General features: G+C 40.8%; 19 protein-coding genes and 1 pseudogene. 5 read left to right on the forward strand and 15 right to left on the reverse strand.

Annotated features, from left to right (window positions below):
- Positions 1–64 precede the first annotated feature (64 nt).
- From tilS to QWU_RS01590, 4 genes are all read right to left on the reverse strand, one after another.
- A complete protein-coding gene (tilS, locus tag QWU_RS01575) occupies positions 65–1,516 on the reverse strand; it encodes a tRNA lysidine(34) synthetase TilS (RefSeq protein ID WP_017196067.1) in 1,452 nt (483 codons plus the stop codon).
- Positions 1,506–2,690, reverse strand: coding sequence for a tol-pal system YbgF family protein (locus QWU_RS01580; protein WP_245256358.1), 1,185 nt, complete (start codon positions 2,688–2,690; stop codon positions 1,506–1,508). The genes tilS and QWU_RS01580 overlap by 11 nt, the downstream gene beginning before the upstream one ends.
- 79 nt (positions 2,691–2,769) lie before the next feature.
- Entirely contained in the window at positions 2,770–3,273 is a 504-nt protein-coding gene (gene pal, locus QWU_RS01585) for a peptidoglycan-associated lipoprotein Pal (protein ID WP_006589791.1), read from the reverse strand.
- Between the two features lie 205 nt (positions 3,274–3,478).
- A complete protein-coding gene (locus QWU_RS01590; protein WP_006589792.1) occupies positions 3,479–4,183 on the reverse strand; it encodes a DUF1013 domain-containing protein in 705 nt (234 codons plus the stop codon).
- A 378-nt stretch (positions 4,184–4,561) separates the two neighbouring features.
- Here QWU_RS01590 and QWU_RS01595 point away from each other — a divergent pair, with 378 nt between their 5' ends.
- A complete protein-coding gene (locus tag QWU_RS01595) occupies positions 4,562–5,308 on the forward strand; it encodes a YebC/PmpR family DNA-binding transcriptional regulator (protein ID WP_006589793.1) in 747 nt (248 codons plus the stop codon).
- 470 nt (positions 5,309–5,778) lie between these two features.
- Here the strand turns inward: QWU_RS01595 and tolB are convergent, their stop codons facing one another.
- From tolB to QWU_RS01655, 11 genes and pseudogenes are all read right to left on the reverse strand, one after another.
- The gene (gene tolB / locus QWU_RS01605; protein WP_196793121.1) at positions 5,779–7,101 is read right to left on the reverse strand and encodes a Tol-Pal system beta propeller repeat protein TolB; all 1,323 of its coding nucleotides are present in this window, start codon (positions 7,099–7,101) and stop codon (positions 5,779–5,781) included.
- A 57-nt stretch (positions 7,102–7,158) separates the two neighbouring features.
- Positions 7,159–8,423 (reverse strand): annotated as a pseudogene (locus QWU_RS08875) (cell envelope biogenesis protein TolA).
- A 68-nt stretch (positions 8,424–8,491) separates the two neighbouring features.
- Entirely contained in the window at positions 8,492–8,941 is a 450-nt protein-coding gene (gene tolR / locus QWU_RS01615; protein ID WP_006589797.1) for a protein TolR, read from the reverse strand.
- An 11-nt stretch (positions 8,942–8,952) separates the two neighbouring features.
- Complete coding sequence (tolQ, locus tag QWU_RS01620) at positions 8,953–9,666, reverse strand: protein TolQ (RefSeq protein WP_006589798.1); 714 nt, start codon at positions 9,664–9,666, stop codon at positions 8,953–8,955.
- Positions 9,667–9,787: 121 nt separating this feature from the next.
- Positions 9,788–10,228 (reverse strand): tol-pal system-associated acyl-CoA thioesterase, encoded by a 441-nt coding sequence (gene ybgC / locus QWU_RS01625; RefSeq protein WP_006589799.1) that lies wholly within the window; start codon positions 10,226–10,228, stop codon positions 9,788–9,790.
- Between the two features lie 218 nt (positions 10,229–10,446).
- The gene (ruvB, locus tag QWU_RS01630; RefSeq protein ID WP_006589800.1) at positions 10,447–11,538 is read right to left on the reverse strand and encodes a Holliday junction branch migration DNA helicase RuvB; all 1,092 of its coding nucleotides are present in this window, start codon (positions 11,536–11,538) and stop codon (positions 10,447–10,449) included.
- 13 nt (positions 11,539–11,551) lie between these two features.
- Complete coding sequence (gene ruvA, locus QWU_RS01635; RefSeq protein WP_006589801.1) at positions 11,552–12,169, reverse strand: Holliday junction branch migration protein RuvA; 618 nt, start codon at positions 12,167–12,169, stop codon at positions 11,552–11,554.
- A complete protein-coding gene (locus tag QWU_RS01640; RefSeq protein ID WP_006589802.1) occupies positions 12,166–12,345 on the reverse strand; it encodes a hypothetical protein in 180 nt (59 codons plus the stop codon). The genes ruvA and QWU_RS01640 overlap by 4 nt, the downstream gene beginning before the upstream one ends.
- A complete protein-coding gene (gene ruvC, locus QWU_RS01645; RefSeq protein ID WP_006589803.1) occupies positions 12,342–12,851 on the reverse strand; it encodes a crossover junction endodeoxyribonuclease RuvC in 510 nt (169 codons plus the stop codon). Before ruvC ends, QWU_RS01640 begins: the two co-directional genes overlap by 4 nt.
- 154 nt (positions 12,852–13,005) lie before the next feature.
- A complete protein-coding gene (locus tag QWU_RS01650; RefSeq protein WP_006589804.1) occupies positions 13,006–13,524 on the reverse strand; it encodes a DUF1465 family protein in 519 nt (172 codons plus the stop codon).
- 183 nt (positions 13,525–13,707) lie between these two features.
- On the reverse strand, positions 13,708–14,850 hold the full coding sequence (locus QWU_RS01655) for an OpgC family protein (RefSeq protein WP_006589805.1): 1,143 nt from the start codon (positions 14,848–14,850) through the stop codon (positions 13,708–13,710).
- Between the two features lie 113 nt (positions 14,851–14,963).
- On the opposite strand from QWU_RS01655, the gene QWU_RS01660 reads away from it, so the two are divergent.
- The 4 genes from QWU_RS01660 to QWU_RS08885 form a co-directional block, all read left to right on the forward strand.
- Entirely contained in the window at positions 14,964–15,647 is a 684-nt protein-coding gene (locus QWU_RS01660; RefSeq protein WP_006589806.1) for a thiamine phosphate synthase, read from the forward strand.
- Positions 15,648–15,698: 51 nt separating this feature from the next.
- Positions 15,699–16,010, forward strand: a complete 312-nt coding sequence (locus tag QWU_RS10500; RefSeq protein WP_342412877.1) for a hypothetical protein — start codon at positions 15,699–15,701, stop codon at positions 16,008–16,010.
- Complete coding sequence (locus QWU_RS10505; protein WP_342412878.1) at positions 15,983–16,441, forward strand: TIR domain-containing protein; 459 nt, start codon at positions 15,983–15,985, stop codon at positions 16,439–16,441. Before QWU_RS10500 ends, QWU_RS10505 begins: the two co-directional genes overlap by 28 nt.
- 537 nt (positions 16,442–16,978) lie before the next feature.
- A partial coding sequence (locus tag QWU_RS08885; RefSeq protein WP_017196070.1) for a helix-turn-helix domain-containing protein occupies positions 16,979–17,308 on the forward strand: 330 nt, incomplete at its 3' end.

The following is a 17,308-nucleotide window of genomic DNA, read 5'->3' on the forward strand; positions in this document are numbered from 1 at the left end:
TAACCTTGTCTGCCCCTTGCCAAGGGATGAGAGAATGTTTATTGCCTTTTAGAGTGATTTTTCTTTATCTTTTCACCTCAATATTAAAAAAAGGTTCCACAATATTCACAAAAGCAGCATCTTCGCGTAAAAAAATCCACTCAAAAGGCGCCATAATACGTTTCACGATAATATCTTGTTGAAAAACAGCCTGATCCGTCAATTCTGGAATATCATATCCTTTCTCATTTGAGATCATTAATAAAGATTGTAAAGAAGGAAAATGAAGAGGATCACAATCGAAAGAGCTGTTTTTTAAGAGAGATTTTAGCTGCTGTAAACCCGCTGCTCCAACCTTTATGGCATTGGCACCGCAGTTGGTAATTTGATAGCGCCCATCCCATAAAAAGGTTGTTTTTGGCTCAACAATTGCCTCTTTCATATTTCGAGATTCGCGCCAAAGAGCGATTCCACTATTGTTATATTCAATAACAGATCCCGCATAAGTAAAACGCTGCTTTTTTGATGTATAACAAGAGAATTTTTGCATAAGCGTGATTAATTTTTTCCCAGAGAGCAAATAAAAACCCCCTCCCATCAACACAGCAAAAAGCCCAACAACGAAGGAAAAACCTGGATGTTTTTGCAAGAATGGTGCAGGTTTTGCAATAAAACAACGTCCATATTCAACCATGATATCCAGAGCCAAAATCAAATCGGCAATCATTTGTGCCTGTTGCCGACGCTTCAATGTCGCTTTATTTATCTTTCGAGCAACATCAGCAAAATTTTTGAGAGGAAGGAATGATTGACGCACACGCACACGTTCAAAATTGCAATTTTCATTGCTTGGATCATCAATCCACCTCTTCCCTCTAAAACGCAAATAAGCACGCAATGTTTGACGATTGACTAAAAGCAGAGGGCGAATTAAACGTATTTTTCGACGCAACACCGCCTCACGCGCCATACAAGATAATCCACGCACAGACATAAACCCATGTTTTTTTTTGGCAATAACACTGTTATCTTGCGTACTATTTTCTCCAGCTTCTGTAAAATAAGCCCCATCATACCCACCCACAAAAGCTTCGCCCTGCAAATTCTTACCTTTCTGGAGACGCCAGGAGCGCATCTGATAAGTCTCCACCTGATCATTGAGTGTATGCCCTGTCATAATAAGCGTTGCACCTTGCTTTTGCGCTTCTTTGAACAAAAGATCATAACGTGCAATACGAGCACTTGAAGCGATATGTGTCTTTGGTTTTTTTCCCTCCCACCGCACGGTGACATGTTTAATGCGATGAGCACGACAAATTTCCGCAACGATTAAAGCTTCACGAGCGGATTCTTCACGCAATTGATGGTCAACGGTAACAGCAATAATTTCCGGAGAAATAGAGAGAGTTTTTAAATGGTCTTTGACTAAAAACAGCAAAGCCAGAGAATCACTCCCCCCAGAGACTGCAAGAATCAATTTTTGACACTGGATAAAATCCGATGTCTTAAAAAGATTTCCTGCTAGTCTAATGCGCACCGTGAACGACCCCGCCCCTTTTTAGAGATTTACAAAAAACGGACTCTAAGTTTTTAGAATGTTTTGCTTTTTTTGTAAAAAGCGCACAAGCCTCTTTATTTTGCTCAAGAGCAACCATACTCCTTGCCAATTTTAGCAAAATTTCAGAGGTGTAGGCTTTCTTTTTGTCTGCATACCATACGTTAAGATAAACCTGTGCCGCTTCATGATAGCGTTTTTGCCCCAATAAAGCTTCTGCCAACCAAAACAAAGCATCCTCACTCAAAGGATCTGTTTTATAATGCTGCTGAAAAGCACAAAAGGCTTTTTCAGCTTCAACATAATTGGCAGCAAGGAAAAAATCATAGCCTTTTTTGTATAATGCTTTAGAAGAAACCAGGGAAGCATCATTATCCTGCTGCGGTTTAACACCATCGCTTGTCCTATGCGCTTTCTCTAAAAGATTCTGGGCTTCCTGCAAATGATCTTCATGGCCACGACTTTCCGCCTTAGTGTCATTTTCCTCGCGCCCGATTGCCTTATGCTCATCCATTTGTTCTTTTACAATCGGCAAACTTTCATCTCTAACAGCATTCTCGAAAGCACAAGAGTAAACAGAAGAGTCTTTTTTATCAAAAAGCTGATGGAACTGTTTTTGGACAGTTTTCAAATTATTATGTTCAAGTACCGTTCGTATATTATGCAAGAGTTTATCCAAATCATAATCTTTAAATAAAACCTTTTGATTTTCTAAAATAGACTCTCGACTTTGAAGCGCCCCCTGAACAGAAAGAGTCGTATCAGCCGCTTTTTCTGCAGCATCACCAACAGCCTTTTTCACCGCATCACCAGCCTTATTCACCGCATCACCAGCCTTATCCGCAGCATCACCAACAGCCTTTTTCACCGCATCACCAGCCTTATCCGCAGCATCACCAGCAGCCTTTTTCACCGCATCAGCCTTATCCGCAGCATCACCAGCAGCCTTTTTCACCGCATCACCAGCCTTATCCGCAGCATCCCCAGCAGCCTTTTTCACCGCATCAGCCTTATCCGCAGCATCACCAGTAGCCTTTTTCACCGCATCAGCCGCTTTTTCTGCCGCACGAGAATTCGTATCGTCTTTAGTATATTGGGCAAACCAGCGCGCTGCGCTTTGAACAGATGAAGCAGAACAAGCTAAGAAAACGGCCATATAAAAGGCAGTTTTCCAATTTTTTTTATGACAGATCGACATATATTCCTCCCCTTAAGAGTTTTAATTACCGTTCATATTATTTAAGTGTTGTAACAGCACGCCGATTTTGGTTCCAACAAGAAATATCATCACATACTGCCACAGGTCTTTCTTTCCCGTAAGAAATCGTTTGAATGCGTTGTGTAGACACACCAAGAGAAACCAAATAATCACGAACAGCAACAGCACGACGCTGTCCCAGTGCTAAATTATATTCACGCGTTCCACGCTCATCAGCATGTCCTTCAATCATAATAGAATAGGAAGGATAACGAAGCAACCATTCTGCTTGACGCATAAGAACAGCTTCAGCATCAGAATCAATGGAAGAAGAATCAAGGCTAAAGAACACGCGATCCCCAACATTCACAGTAAATTCTTGTCCTGAACCTGGTGCCCCCTGGTTGAATCCAGCATTTAAATGAGCATCATTCATAGCATTGAATGCACCACCCTGCCTTTTGCCACAACCAACCAAAGACAATGAAAACAACAAGATCATCACTAAAGGATGAAGGATAATTTTGGAGACAGAGCGCATATATTAATTCTCCTTGAACGAGTAAACAGAATAATTGAAAAGATAGATTCTTTTAAAAGCGCTTCAAGAATAATTGGAAATTCCTAACGAAGAAAAAATTTTTCTGAAATTTTTATAATTATCTTTTTTATATTTACTCTTCATTTAAATCTTGACTGTTTTTTCATGCATAGCTTCTCAGCACATAGAAGCTATGCTTTTAGCATCAAGCATCTTTTTCTGAATCATCATCCTGGCGGCTTTTTTGTAGTGCATTGAGTTTTGCAAAAACTTTATCGGCATCAAAACTCTTATTATGATCATTTTCCAACGGCTCTTCATGAAGATCAATATTTTCTGTTACAGATGCAGGAAGCAGAGATCTATCACCCTCAACGAGAGCAGGACGATTTTTTGCCGCACGCTGGAGTTCAAAATCCAAATCAATTTGTGAACACAATCCCAACCCTACGGGATCGAAAGGCACCAAATTTGCGCTATTCCAATGGGTTCTCAGCCGAATTTGTTCAATGGTTGCTTTTGTTGTCCCAATCAACCGTGCAATCTGTGCATCTTTCAACTCAGGATGATTGGTCACCAACCATAAGATACCATTTGGACGATCTTGACGTCGAGAAAGCGGGATATAGCGTGCACCTTTACGTTTTTTTTCAGGGATGCGCACTCTTGATTCAGAAATTTTCAAACGCGCATTCTGATCAGCTTCCACCCGAGCGATTTCACTACGTGTCAATTGTCCAGAATTAATAGGATTGAGACCTTTAATACCATGAGCAGCTTCACCATCAGCAATAGCTTTCACTTCCAACACATGCAATTTGCAAAATTCTGCAATCTGATCAAAAGAAAGCGCAGTATTATCAACCAGCCAAACAGCTGTAGCCTTGGGCATCAAAAGTTGCGTTGCCATCTTTATTTATCCTCTCACTTCGCCTCTCTTATGTATTATTTGAGGCAGGTTATTGCCCACTCTGGAGCACTGAAGCCTTTATTCATTCTTAATATATCAGTTTTTTTCACCCACTGTTCAATTAAAGCGAGGTATGGAATAAACCATTTTTGCTATGAAATTATATTCTTATAGCCTGTTTTTTATGAGACGACAAGACATCTCTCTTTTAATGATCTTCAATAGGGTGTCTTTACCTTTAAGGTGAATTTTCTTATAAAGGGTTTATTTGATCACTTCATCTTGATATTTTGGCGCATTTATTCTGGTGAAATACGTCTCATCATCTAAAATGAAAGACACTGTAACCGGGAAAAAACTTAAACTGGAAGGAAAATTATGGCAGGTCATTCACAATTTAAAAATATTATGCACCGTAAAGGACGTCAAGATGCAGTGCGTTCGAAAATATTTTCTAAACTTGCACGTGAAATTACCGTTGCAGCCAAACAAGGAACTCCTGATCCAGCCATGAATCCACGCTTAAGGCTTGCTGTTCAAAATGCCAAGGCACAGTCGATGCCAAAAGATAATATTGAACGCGCCATTAAAAAAGCTTCAGGAGCCGATGTCGAAAATTATGATGAAGTCCGCTATGAAGGCTATGGACCAGGGGGGGTTGCTGTCATTGTTGAGGCTTTAACAGATAACCGCAACCGCACCGCTTCAAATGTGCGCGCTGCCTTTACCAAATCAGGTGGAGCACTCGGAGAAACAGGCTCGGTCAGCTTTATGTTTAATCGCATTGGTGAAATCATCTATAAACTGGAAGCAGGAACAGCAGATCACATCATGGATGCCGCCATAGAAGCAGGTGCCGATGATGTGCAATCAGAAGAAACCGGACACCACATTACCTGCGCCTTTGAAGATATTGGCGAAGTTTCTAAAATTCTTGAAGCCAAACTTGGCGAAGCCGAATCCATCAAAACGATTTGGAAAGCTTCCACCCTTGCACCGGTAGATGAAGAAAAAGCTTTATCCGTTTTACGGCTTATTTCCACATTAGAAGAAGATGATGACGTGCAAAATGTCTATGCCAATTTCGATGTTAGCGATGAGATTTTAGCAAAATTATCGAGTTAACCCTTTAAGCAACCATCATTGCGCGCGCTTGCTTTTGACCACGCCTTTAACCATGCCTTTAATCATGCCTTTAACCATGAAAGTAGCGCGCAACTAGCACCATCACTGCACCACCAACTCTTCCCCCCCAAAAAAGACAAAGCTCCACACAATTAAAGTGGGGCAAAGTGAAGTATTTCATACAGATTTTAAAATATTTTTTGCAAAAAGCATAAAAACGCTCTCAAGAATTTTTTCATAAGATGCGCAAATTTCTGGATCAGCCTCTTTAACCACGAGAGACAATTTCTTCAAGAAATCTCACCAGTGGCAAAACCATAACAGAGGCGAAATTTCATCACAATTTCCGCTTAGTGACTGTAAGGAATAAAAATCACCCCTCTTGAAATCATAGAGATAATTTTTATGCATAAGAACAGCTGCCTTTCCCCATTATTTTTGTGCTTGATCTCATAATTTTTCCCATATTTTTATTGCATATTCAGCAATGGCGACCATGCGGGATCAGAAGCATCATTGGGAGTTAGCAATTGGCGTTCATTGCGTCCTGTAATATCGATTGTATAAAGTTTTGGACCCATACCTGGATTTTTGCGAAAAAACATCAAAACACGTCCATTCGGCGCCCAAGTTGGTCCTTCATTATGAAAACCCGTAGTTAAAATGCGTTCTCCTTGTCCATCAGGACGCATCACACCGATAGAGAATTGTCCCTCTGATTGCTTTGTAAAGGCGATATAATCTCCCCGTGGAGACCAAATGGGTGTAGAATAGCTTCCCTCATTCGAAGAAATACGCCGGATATTATTACCATCCGCATCCATTGTGTAGATTTGTGGCCTCCCACTACGGTCTGATGAAAAGACGATTTGTGTCCCATCAGGCGAATAAGAAGCGGATGTATCAATAGCAGAAGTTGTTGTAAGCCTCGTCATTGTACGGGTTCGTAAATCCATAGTATAAAGATTTGCACTCCCATCATTTTGCAACAAACTCATGATCACTTTTTGTCCATCAGAAGAAAAACGCGGAGCAATGGTCATATTCTCAAAGGTTCCGATCAACTCCCTTTGCCCCATTTCAATTTGTTGCAAATAAACATGAGGTATTTGATTATCCTCATAAGCCATATAGGTAATTTCTTGCCGTTTGGGTGAAAAACGAGGAGTGAGAATCAATTCACTGCCATCAGACATATAAATCAAATTTGCTCCATCTTGATCCATAATCGCTAAACGTTTAACACGTGCATTTTGGGGACCAGTTTCATCTATAAAAACAATCCGTGTATCAAAATAACCACTTTCTCCTGTCATTTCGCTATAAATTTCATCGGCGATCATATGCGCAACCCGTCTCCAACGTTCTGTAGCGGTATAAAAACGCCGCCCTTTGAGTTGACGCTGTCCAAAAACATCCCATAAACGAAAATCGACTCTCAAGCGCCCATCGGTTTCTCTTATCACTTGCCCGGTCACCAAACCTTGTGCTTTTATTTTTTGCCAACGAGCAAAAGACGGATGCCGATTGGGATTGGAGACTTTTTCAAAAAAGCTTGCCTTATCAAGCGGTAAAAAAAGCCCTGACCTTTCAAGATCAGCGGTAATGACGGCTGCTATTTTTAAACCTATCGAATCATTAGAAATAAAATCGGTAATTGCAATGGGAATTGGATTAAAGTCAGCACGAGAAATCGTGCCTTTCAGTTGTGCATGAACCGATGAAAAACTCGAAAGCCACAAACCGCAAGTGACAATAAACCAAGAAAAAAATTTATGTCTCGTCATAGTCATCATGGTATGTATCCTTTATATATTTTGAGGGTCGTGGAGAAAAAATATATTTTTATCTCATCGTGTTATTTCTTGAAGGGGATCAACATTAAAATCAAAGCCCTGGCCCCACAAATCATATTGATCGCGCGGCAAATCTGCATAAGGTTGGCATGAAAAAACAGCTGCATACACCTGCCTCATCATAATAGTTTGTTGGCTCTTAGCACCGCTTAAAGGTTCAATGACCGGCTCTCCCATAACCATTCCTTCACGATTGAGAGTAAACCGCAACCGCACAACCGGACGGTTTTTCAAATCACCACCAAGTGCTACAAGTTTAAGCTTCTGTTGAATACACCCCCCAACTATAGTGACCAATGTTTGTGCCATTTTTGTGATATCATCAATATTTTTTCTTGCCCCCAAAGCTTCCGGTGTATTGGAACGTTTTGCACCCCCACCTTGTGTATGTGCACGATTCAAGAGATCATTTTCCTCTATAGCCAAAATATCTTCAATGGTCTTATTATTCATCTGTTGATTTTTTTATTGCGTGCTTGCGCACTTTGCATTTTAGCATCTTTGGCAGATTTTGGCTTCAACTGTGGAAGAAGAGGTTTTTCTGGTAAGACAATTTGATGCTTCTGCGAATCTTTCATTTCTTGCTCTACAGGTGTTTTTTTGACCATCGGAGCCAATTTTTGTGGCGATATCACTTCTTCATTTTTGTCTATCTCCAAAGGCTGCTCCGTCACAGCCTCCACCTTCTGCTCTGGCCTTTCTGGAAGCATCTCCGTCACAGCCTCCACCTTCTGCTCTAACCTCTCTGGAAGCGCCTCCGCCACAGCCTCCACCTTCTGCTCTAACCTCTCTGGAAGCGCCTCCGCCACAGCCTCCACCTTCTGCTCTAACCTCTCTGGAAGCGCCTCTATTTTTGTTTCTTCTCGTTCTGCTTTAGTTAATTCTTCTAAAGGTTTTTCCGGTGTTTTTTCTTGTCCTAATAAAGAAGATGCTGTCTCAATGAATCGAGGTTTTTCTTTTTCTTTAAAAGGCATAAGACTGTCCATTTCTCCTTCTCCAACATGGCGTGCATCCTCTTTTTCCTGTGGTTGTATAGTGGGTTTAACTGCAGGAATTGCACGCAAAGGTGCATCTACAGCCCCCTGTTGAGAAGAAAGCTCTTGGCTCAAAGGAGCAAGAGTGATTGGAATTACTTCCAACTGTTGTGGTAAAGAGACGGGATTAATAAAGGAAATGGCCCCCCAAATAATAAAAATAACATGTATTCCAAGGGATAAAGCCAAGCCTCGTTTCATGCTATGATAAGAGTCTTTGTTCATCTCCATGCCTTGCATTTTTAATCACTCTCTCTTGTTTTGCATACAACATGTGATGGTTTATCATATTCTTATTGTGCAAGACTTGCTAAAGCAACTTGTGAAAAGCCTGCTTTTTGCAGTTCGGCAAGCAGCTTTAACACTTGTTGATATTCGAGTGTTTTAGCAGCACGCACAAAAATACGTTGTTTTTTTTGTACAGGATCTGTTTCGAATTGGCTTTTAAGCTGTGCAATCAAAGCTTCCGATGTATCGTAATAATCTTGATTAATAGCAAAACGCCCTTGTGCATCAAGTGAAATGGTGAGGGGAGCCTTGTCCATTTGTACAGGTCCGGCTTGACTATGCGGCAAATCGAGGGGAACACCATTAACCAAAAGTGGTGCAGAAACCATAAAAATAATGAGCAACACCAGCATAACATCCACAAAGGGCGTCACATTAATCTCACTCATCAACTGACCGCGCGAATGATGCCGTCGACGTGTTTTTTTTCCAGAAGAAACAACAGAAACGCCCATAAATATTCCCCTTATGATGATAAATTGGCTGTACGTGTTTCATCAATACGTCGTGAAACAATTGTTGAAAATTCATCGGCAAAATTTTCTATTTGTGTAATAATTCGTGCACTTTCATTGATCAATTTGTTATAGGCAATAACGGCAGGAATTGCTGCAAACAAACCGATAGCGGTTGCCAAAAGTGCTTCAGCAATACCCGGTGCAACAATCGCCAGCGAAGTATTTTGAGAAGCTGAAATAGAAAGAAACGAGCCCATAATCCCCACCACTGTTCCAAAAAGACCAATAAAAGGCCCCGCAGATCCAAGGGTTGCAAGAAAGCCCAGCTTTGATTCTATTTTTGCGCTTTCGCGCCCTAATGTCAAATCCATAGCCTTATCGATTCTACTTTGCAAATTTGTTGATGTATGAATTCCCTTTTCAAGGGATTTTTTCCATTCCGCCATGGCTGCCATAAAAACGGCTGAGATACTATTTATGCGCTGGCTTTTACATTCTGCATAAAGATCTTCCAGCGCCTTTCCAGACCAAAATGTGCGTTCAAATTTTTTTATTTCACGCCGTATTCTGCGATAGGTAAAGATTTTATCAAAAATAATTGCCCAGCTCCATACGGAAGCTAATAGCAACAAAATCATCACAATTTTAACGACGAAACCCGCTTGCATAAACAAATGCAATATCCCAATCATCTCTGGATTCGTGAGCTCTACCTGCGGCATAGTTTTGTTCCTCTAAACAACAAGGTGTAATTTATTAAATGGAATAAAGCAGATTGTTTTATAGTTTCTAAATTTACAAAAATAATTTCACTTTTAATCAATTCTTTAACAGAGTACAATTTTAAAGCATAATTGTTGAAAACAGCTCTTTGGGTAAGCGGCGTGGCTTTCCTTTTTCATTAATGACAGCAATTTCAACTTTTGCTGTCACCAACATCTTCTCTTCATGGAGGATATATTGTTCCATAACAAAACGTGCTCCTTGGATACGATTAACGCGTGTTCTAATTGTTAAAAGATGATCGATTTGTGCTGGTCGTGAAAAATTGATATCCATATGACGAACAACAAAAAACAATTTTTCGCCCTCAACACCTGAAGCTAACATTCTATTATTAAAACCTGTATCACGTAAAAACTCTGAACGTCCACGTTCAAAAAACTCCAGATAGCGCGCATGATACACCACACCAGAAAAATCTGTATCAGCAACATAAACACGTACCTGAAAATCATGAAAACCATTTGTATGATTACATTTAAAAGATTTTGTTCCTATCATCTGCCCCATCCTATAAAATTGTGAGTTATTGGGTTATATTATCTATCGGGCAGTTGAATGCGCCTTTGTGGTAAAATAGTGGAAGTGGGAGCACAAAATCCTCACTGCTCTAAATTTTTTTTGCAAATATTGCTCACAAAGATCCCCCCCATTACAGATATAAAGCCACCCACTATGATATAAAACTATTTTATGGATTGTGTAAAAAAGAAAATGCCTTAATCTTCTTCATCCCATAAAGTTGCCTGAAATGTTGAATTATCCTTTGTATCGAGCAATTGTGTGCGCCTTTGTGGTGGAACCTGAGAGGGAGGAGCAACAAGTCCTAGGTGGCTCCAAGCTTTTTCTGTCAGCATTCGCCCACGGGCAGTGCGTTGAATAAAGCCTTGCTGGAGAAGATAGGGTTCAACAATATCTTCAAGAGCATCACGTGGCTCTGAGAGAGCAGCAGCGATAGTTTCAATACCCACCGGCCCCCCTAAAAAAGTTTCGGCAATCGATAGCAAATAGCGACGATCAAGTGGATCAAGCCCAAGATGGTCCACTTCAAGGCGCGAAAGTGCTTCATCGGCAACTTTGCGGTCAATTTTTTCTGCCCGTCTCACCAGTGCAAAATCGCAAACCCGCCGTAAAAGCCGTCCGGCAATTCGTGGAGTCCCGCGTGCACGGCGTGCAATTTCATGGGCACCATCATCACTAATCTGTACGGCAAAAAGCCGCGCATTGCGTTGAACGATATATTCCAATTCCTCTATGGTATAAAAATTAAGGCGGATTGGAATACCAAAACGGTCCCGCAATGGTGTAGTCAACAGCCCCAAACGTGTGGTTGCAGCTACCAAAGTAAATTTAGCAAGATCAATTTTCACCGAGCGCGCGGCAGGTCCCTCACCAATAATGAGATCCAGTTGATAATCCTCCATAGCTGGATAAAGAATTTCTTCAATTGCCGGATTTAAGCGGTGAATTTCATCAATAAAAAGCACATCACGTTCTTCAAGATTGGTCAAGAGAGCAGCTAAATCTCCTGCTTTAGCAATAACTGGCCCTGAGGTAGAGCGAAAATTAACCCCTAATTCTTTGGCCATAATTTGTGAGAGCGTTGTTTTGCCAAGCCCTGGTGGTCCAACAAACAAAACATGATCAAGTGCTTCTTGGCGTGCTTTGGCTGCTTCAATAAATATTTTTAAATTTGCCCGTGCAGCTTCTTGCCCAATAAAGTCATCGAGCACTTGTGGTCTCAAAGAACGATCTGGATCGTTAGGAAGGGGAATAGCACCCAGCAGGCGTTGATCTTCATCTTTGTGCATTGTAACCTTTTACTCAAATAGGAGGAGAAAGCAATTTGAGGCTATGACGAATAAGCAAAGCGGCAGAAACCGTTTCCCCTTCAAGAGCGTTCATCGCTAAAGCAAGAGCCCGCGCTGCTTTTTCTCGTTCAAAACCAAGCTTAAGCAAAGCAGAAAGTGCTTCATTTGTAGGTTGATTTGTCATCTCCAAATGAGGAATAGCAGAACTACGAAGCGCATTTTCATTAAAAGGCAAAGCTTTGCTTTTCAGTTCGCGGACAATTCTTTCACTAACCTTTTTACCAACGCCTGGAGCACGGCTCATCATTGCAACATCATTGAGAGCAATTGCCTGTGCCAATTCATCTGGCGATAAAGTGCCCAAAATGGCCAAGGCCACCTTAGCCCCCACACCAGGAACATTTTGCAGCATACAAAACCACTCTTGTTCAATTCTTGTAGCAAAACCAAAAAGGCGAATGGCTTCTTCACGCACATGGGTTTCGATAAAAAGGTTTAACGCCTCTCCAACAGCTGGTAAAGAAGAGCGCAATCGATTTGACACAAAGACAACATAGCCCACCCCGTGTACATCAACAAGGATATGATCATCAAAGATATATTCAAGGGTCCCTTTTAATTTTCCAATCATATCGCAACCTTTACAGGACAAGATTTATAAGCGCTCTCACCATACATACGCAAGCAAAGAGCAAAAATATCTTCCCCACCACTGCTATCAAATCCAGCGCCTGGCAGCAAAACTTTCACCATCATACCATAAGCAGCAAAAATATATTGAAAAAAACTATGTAATTTGCCACTCATATCATGGCCTTTAAACGAGGAGAGAAGCTGGTACGATGCATACTGTGACACAGAGCAAGTGCCAAAGCATCAGCCGCATCGCTGCTGTCAAATTCAGCGCGTGGCAACAAAACTTTCACCATCATGTGAATTTGCTCTTTATCGCCATGTCCAACACCAATAACAGATTTTTTGACTTTATTTGGAGCATATTCAAAAACGGGAAGCTTTGCTTGCGCAGGCACCAATAAAGCAATAGCGCGTGCTTGTCCAAGTTTTAGAGTTGCCGTAGCATCTTTATTAACAAACACATGTTCCACAGCAGCTTCATGGGGCTGAAATTGATCAACAACCTCTAAAAGTCCTTTGTACAGCTGGCATAATCTAGAAGCAAGATCACGGCCTACATCGGAAGAAAGCGTTCCAGCCGCCACAAATTGAAAGCGATTACCGGAGAGATCGATAACACCCCACCCTGTACGCCGTAATCCGGGATCAATACCTATAATACGAATCGTCTCTGCCATAATTTCCAATCTATACAGTTTTTCCGCGCTTTAAAAGAGATGAGAAGGTAAAGAGTACAAAGCTCGCAGCCAGCAAAATGCAGCAAGAATTAATTAAAATGCATCTCAAGAAATGTGCGCATAGCAAACGAGCAAGCACCACGCAGCAAATTTTCTAAGAACGTCTAAACGCTATTTTCAGCAATTCGATTTGTCTGCCCACTGGATTATCCTCTTCCAAAACATCGCTACAACCATCTTCCTTACCGATGCGCATATATTGCATACGCGCTTCTAGCCGAAGAGAACGCGCAACAAAGCAGCGGAAAACTTCTGGCAACTCTTGCCAATGCGCACTTTCCAATTGCAAAGTTGGTGTATGAAGTGATACCTTGCCCAGTTCTTTTTGTATTTGTTCTGATGTCATTTCTCCTTCACGCTCTGCACGAAGGAGGAGGAGTTGAGAAGCAATTTGCATAAGCCTTGTACTTAAATACATAGCTTCTTTGGCATAGATTGCAGAAATCTCTGCTGAGAGGAAACGAGCAGTATATTTCCCTTCCGTATCAATATAAGTAGCTGTTTGTTCAATCAGCGCCATTGTTTCTTCATAAAGGCGGTTAAAAGCATTTTCAAAAGCATCATGCTCGATCATGATAATGGGTTCATCATAGGGACGTTTATGTACGCTCACGCTTTTATACTCCAAATATCAGCACAAAGATTACGACATTCAACGAAATGACAATCAAAAAGTTTCTTTTAAAAAGTTTCTTTGCCCAACTGTGTAGAATGCTTTTTCTAATTGAGTACCTCTTTTAAAACTTTCACGCAACGCAGTTCTCATACTAAGGTTAACATCTCAAAAGTATAAGCGTTACGAACAAAAAGACCTGCTTGAGGCAAGCCGTTGCACAGATCGATGTTTTTCCCAATAATAGGCAACACCAAATTGCAGAGCAATACCACTTACTATTAACAGGCTATCGGAAAAAAACGTTGCTGTCATCACTGTTTTTAAAATTTGTCCAAACATGGCAAAAACAGTTCCCGTTACAAAGACAGGCAAACTGTGCTTTCCTAAAATTGCTAAAGGATTTTGAGGTGAGGTACAAAACCACTTGTGCAAACGAGGCAAGCAAAGAATGAATACTGATAACGCAACAATATGGAGCAGACGTGGCAAACTTAAAAAGCTTTTATTAAAATTAATCAACGGGGAAGACCAGCCAAGCCACCCTAAAATACCCCACCAATTGAAGCGCACCCATAAAAATGCTAGCAAAAGATAGCACGCAGAAAGAACAATCCAAACAGGCTGAAAAGCGATAGTTTTCCCTTGTTTGAGAGATAAAGTAGCGGTCAACCCTATGACAAACAAGAATTGCCAAGACAAAGGATTTAAAAACCACTGTCCCTCTAAGGGATAAGAAGGGGGAGCAATTTCATAAAAGCCGCAAACCAAATAAAGTATGCCCGAGCTCAAAAACAAAAGCCCTTTGTGTTTACAACTTAAATAAAGCGCAAAGGGTGCAAAAAGCATCAGAACAATATAGAGCGAGAGAATATTATTATATCCCAATTGGTGCCCAAAACTTAAGGTGCTAAAAAACGCAACAAAAGGGCGTGTGACAAAAAGCTCCACATTATTCATCGACAACAGTTTTTCTGAACGCCATAATAAAAAGGCAGCAAAAAAAAGGCTGAGAGTCATAAAAGTGGTAAAAAGATACGCCCCATAAAGCTGAAAAGCTCTTTGCCAAAGTTTGCGAACAATGAAAGTAAAAGGCTTCTGATGTAACCGTACATGAAAACTTAATCCAAGAGAAATTCCTGAGAGCAGAACAAAGACTTCTGCGGCATCAGAAAAACCGAAATTTCTATGTGTAAAAGACTCATAAACAGTTCCAGGAATATGGTTGATGAAAATCGTCAATAAAGCTAAAGAACGAAAAACATCAATGCGTGTATCACGACAAGAAGGATGTGTATTATGATTAAGAACACCCTGGTATCCCATAAATGGACCCCTATAAGCAAGAAAAGCGATAGCCACCTTTTAGCAAAACGCGATTGTAAGATGTAATTTTATTTTCAAAAGTCAAGTTTATTTTTAAAAATCAAGGACTTTATATGACAAAAGAAAAAAATAAATCGATTGATTCCCATCCTTATCCTCAATTGGTTTTAACATTGGATGTTCGACGGGCCTTAGAGCCTAGCTTTTTGCGCCAAATTTTGCAAATCCAAACTCCGCAACCCCAAACCTCACAAAAAAAATCTTTTGCATGCGCCATTCTTTATGACCCTCAGGGTGATGAAGCTTTTTTACAAAAACAAGCACAACTTTACGCAGAGGATATTCAACAAAATGACACCGCCCTTCTCATTGCTGGTGACAGCCGAATTGCGGGACGAATAAAGGCTGATGGTGTGCATATAGAGGCTGATCTTAACGCTCTCGAAAGTCTCGAAAGCCAGAAAAGGGAACAAAAAATCATAGGTTTTGGAAATTTACGCAATCGCCATAGCGCTATGGTTGCTGGAGAAGCCGGCGTCGATTACCTATTCTTTGGAAAACTCGGTGCTGATAAAAAACCCGACGCTCACCCCCGCAATGTCCAACTAGCAGGGTGGTGGGCAGAGATTATGGAAATCCCTGCTATCCTTCAAGCAGGAAGCGATTTTGCAACTTTTGATGAAGTCTTAAAAACCGCCTGTGAATTCATCGCTGTTGAGGAAGTCATTTTAGGGAACGACAATCCTTTGATGATACTTGAAAGAATAAAAGAAAAATGTGAAACCACTCCCTTGTAATGCGGGAGAAACATCATTGACGACTGATAAAATAAAGAGGGAACATAAAAAATGGAATACAGAGGAACAATTGAAGGCCTTAAAAATATAGTTCGCAAAGCTGGATATGAAATCATAGAACCTAAATTTACACAACATATGTCTCCTAATTTATTGCATCAAATCGAAATCTCTGAGGGAGGAGTCATTATTTGGAATGACAGCACAGGGGAAATAGCCCTTTTAGGTAGAAAAATTTTGTGGCAGAGGCTAAAAAAAGAATTAACTCAACATATGGAAAAAAATCAAAAACTGCTTCCCATCTCTCAAAATCCCTTTCTCCAAAAGTTTGTATCGTGCACGGTCATGATTCTGCAGCCCTAAAAGAACTTGAACTTATTCTTCTTAAGCTTAAGCTTAAACCATATATCTTGCAAAATACGAGCAATAACGGTCTAACCATCATGGAAGCTTTGGAAAAAGAGAGCTGTAAGCCAACCAGTTCCATAGGATTTGGTATTGTATTGCTCACTCCCGATGATATGGGCTATGCCAAAACTGATAGTGTAACAGCAGCACAACCTCGTGCACGACAAAATGTTATTCTCGAAATGGGCATGTTAATATCCGCACTTTCTCGAGGGAAAGTTGCCATTCTGATAAAACAAAACGTTGAAACCCCTTCAGATGCTCATGGAATTATATATATTCCTTTCAAAAACAACGTAAAAGAAACGGTTCCAAAACTTGCCACACAATTAAAGGCCGCTGGTTATATTTTTGATACGGATCAACTTACTGATGCATTAAATTAAACTTGAACAACGCCTAAGAAAAAACTGCCCCCTAAAGTTCAAACATGAAGATTAATCCATTATAAATAAGCCCATACTATGAATATCCTAAAAATTCCGGGAGATTTTGCCATGTCCAAGTGCCACAAGCACTAAAAGCAAAAGGCTGACTAGAGCTCAGTACTTGTTACTCCCGGAATACTCATGCCAGGGTGCTTGCACCCAGTGGGGGGCTTTAACAAACAAGACCCATGCGCAAAAATGCCACAGCTTTTCTCACCATTTTTGATTTGATAAGAAACGCAGCACCTCTCATGAAAAAACATTGCTTTCATTTTTATTGTAAATCCCCTGAAATTACTTTATGACTCAAAAGGTGATTTTGGTCGTATACGCAACGACCAATAGGGAAAACAAGCCCGAAACCTCGATACATAAAAATGAACCCACTCTGTGGGTATCCCGGGATTCCGGGAGATTTTGCTATGTCCAAGTGCTCTCAGCACTAAAAGCAAAATGCTGATTCGAGGTCAGTGTTTTTAGACTCCCGGAATACCAATGCGAGGGCGCTCGCAACCGGCGGGGGGCTCTAAAGTGCAAACCAAAACTCTCAACGACATTTTTGTAGGCAAGAGAATTCGTTTGAGGCGAAAAATGCTAAAAATGTCTCAAAAAGAATTAGCGCATGCTTTAAGTGTAAGCTACCAACAAGTTCAAAAATATGAAACAGGCTTAAATCGTGTTGCTGCGGAACGCCTGAAAGATATTGCCGATATCCTGAGCGTTCCACTTACCTTTTTTTACACTGATGTCTTAACAAAACAAGAAACCCCATACCAACATGATGCGCTCATATCGAGCAGAGAGGAATATCTGCTTTTAAAAAGA

Source organism: Bartonella birtlesii IBS 325, assembly GCF_000273375.1.
In the GTDB taxonomy this organism is placed as follows: domain Bacteria; phylum Pseudomonadota; class Alphaproteobacteria; order Rhizobiales; family Rhizobiaceae; genus Bartonella; species Bartonella birtlesii.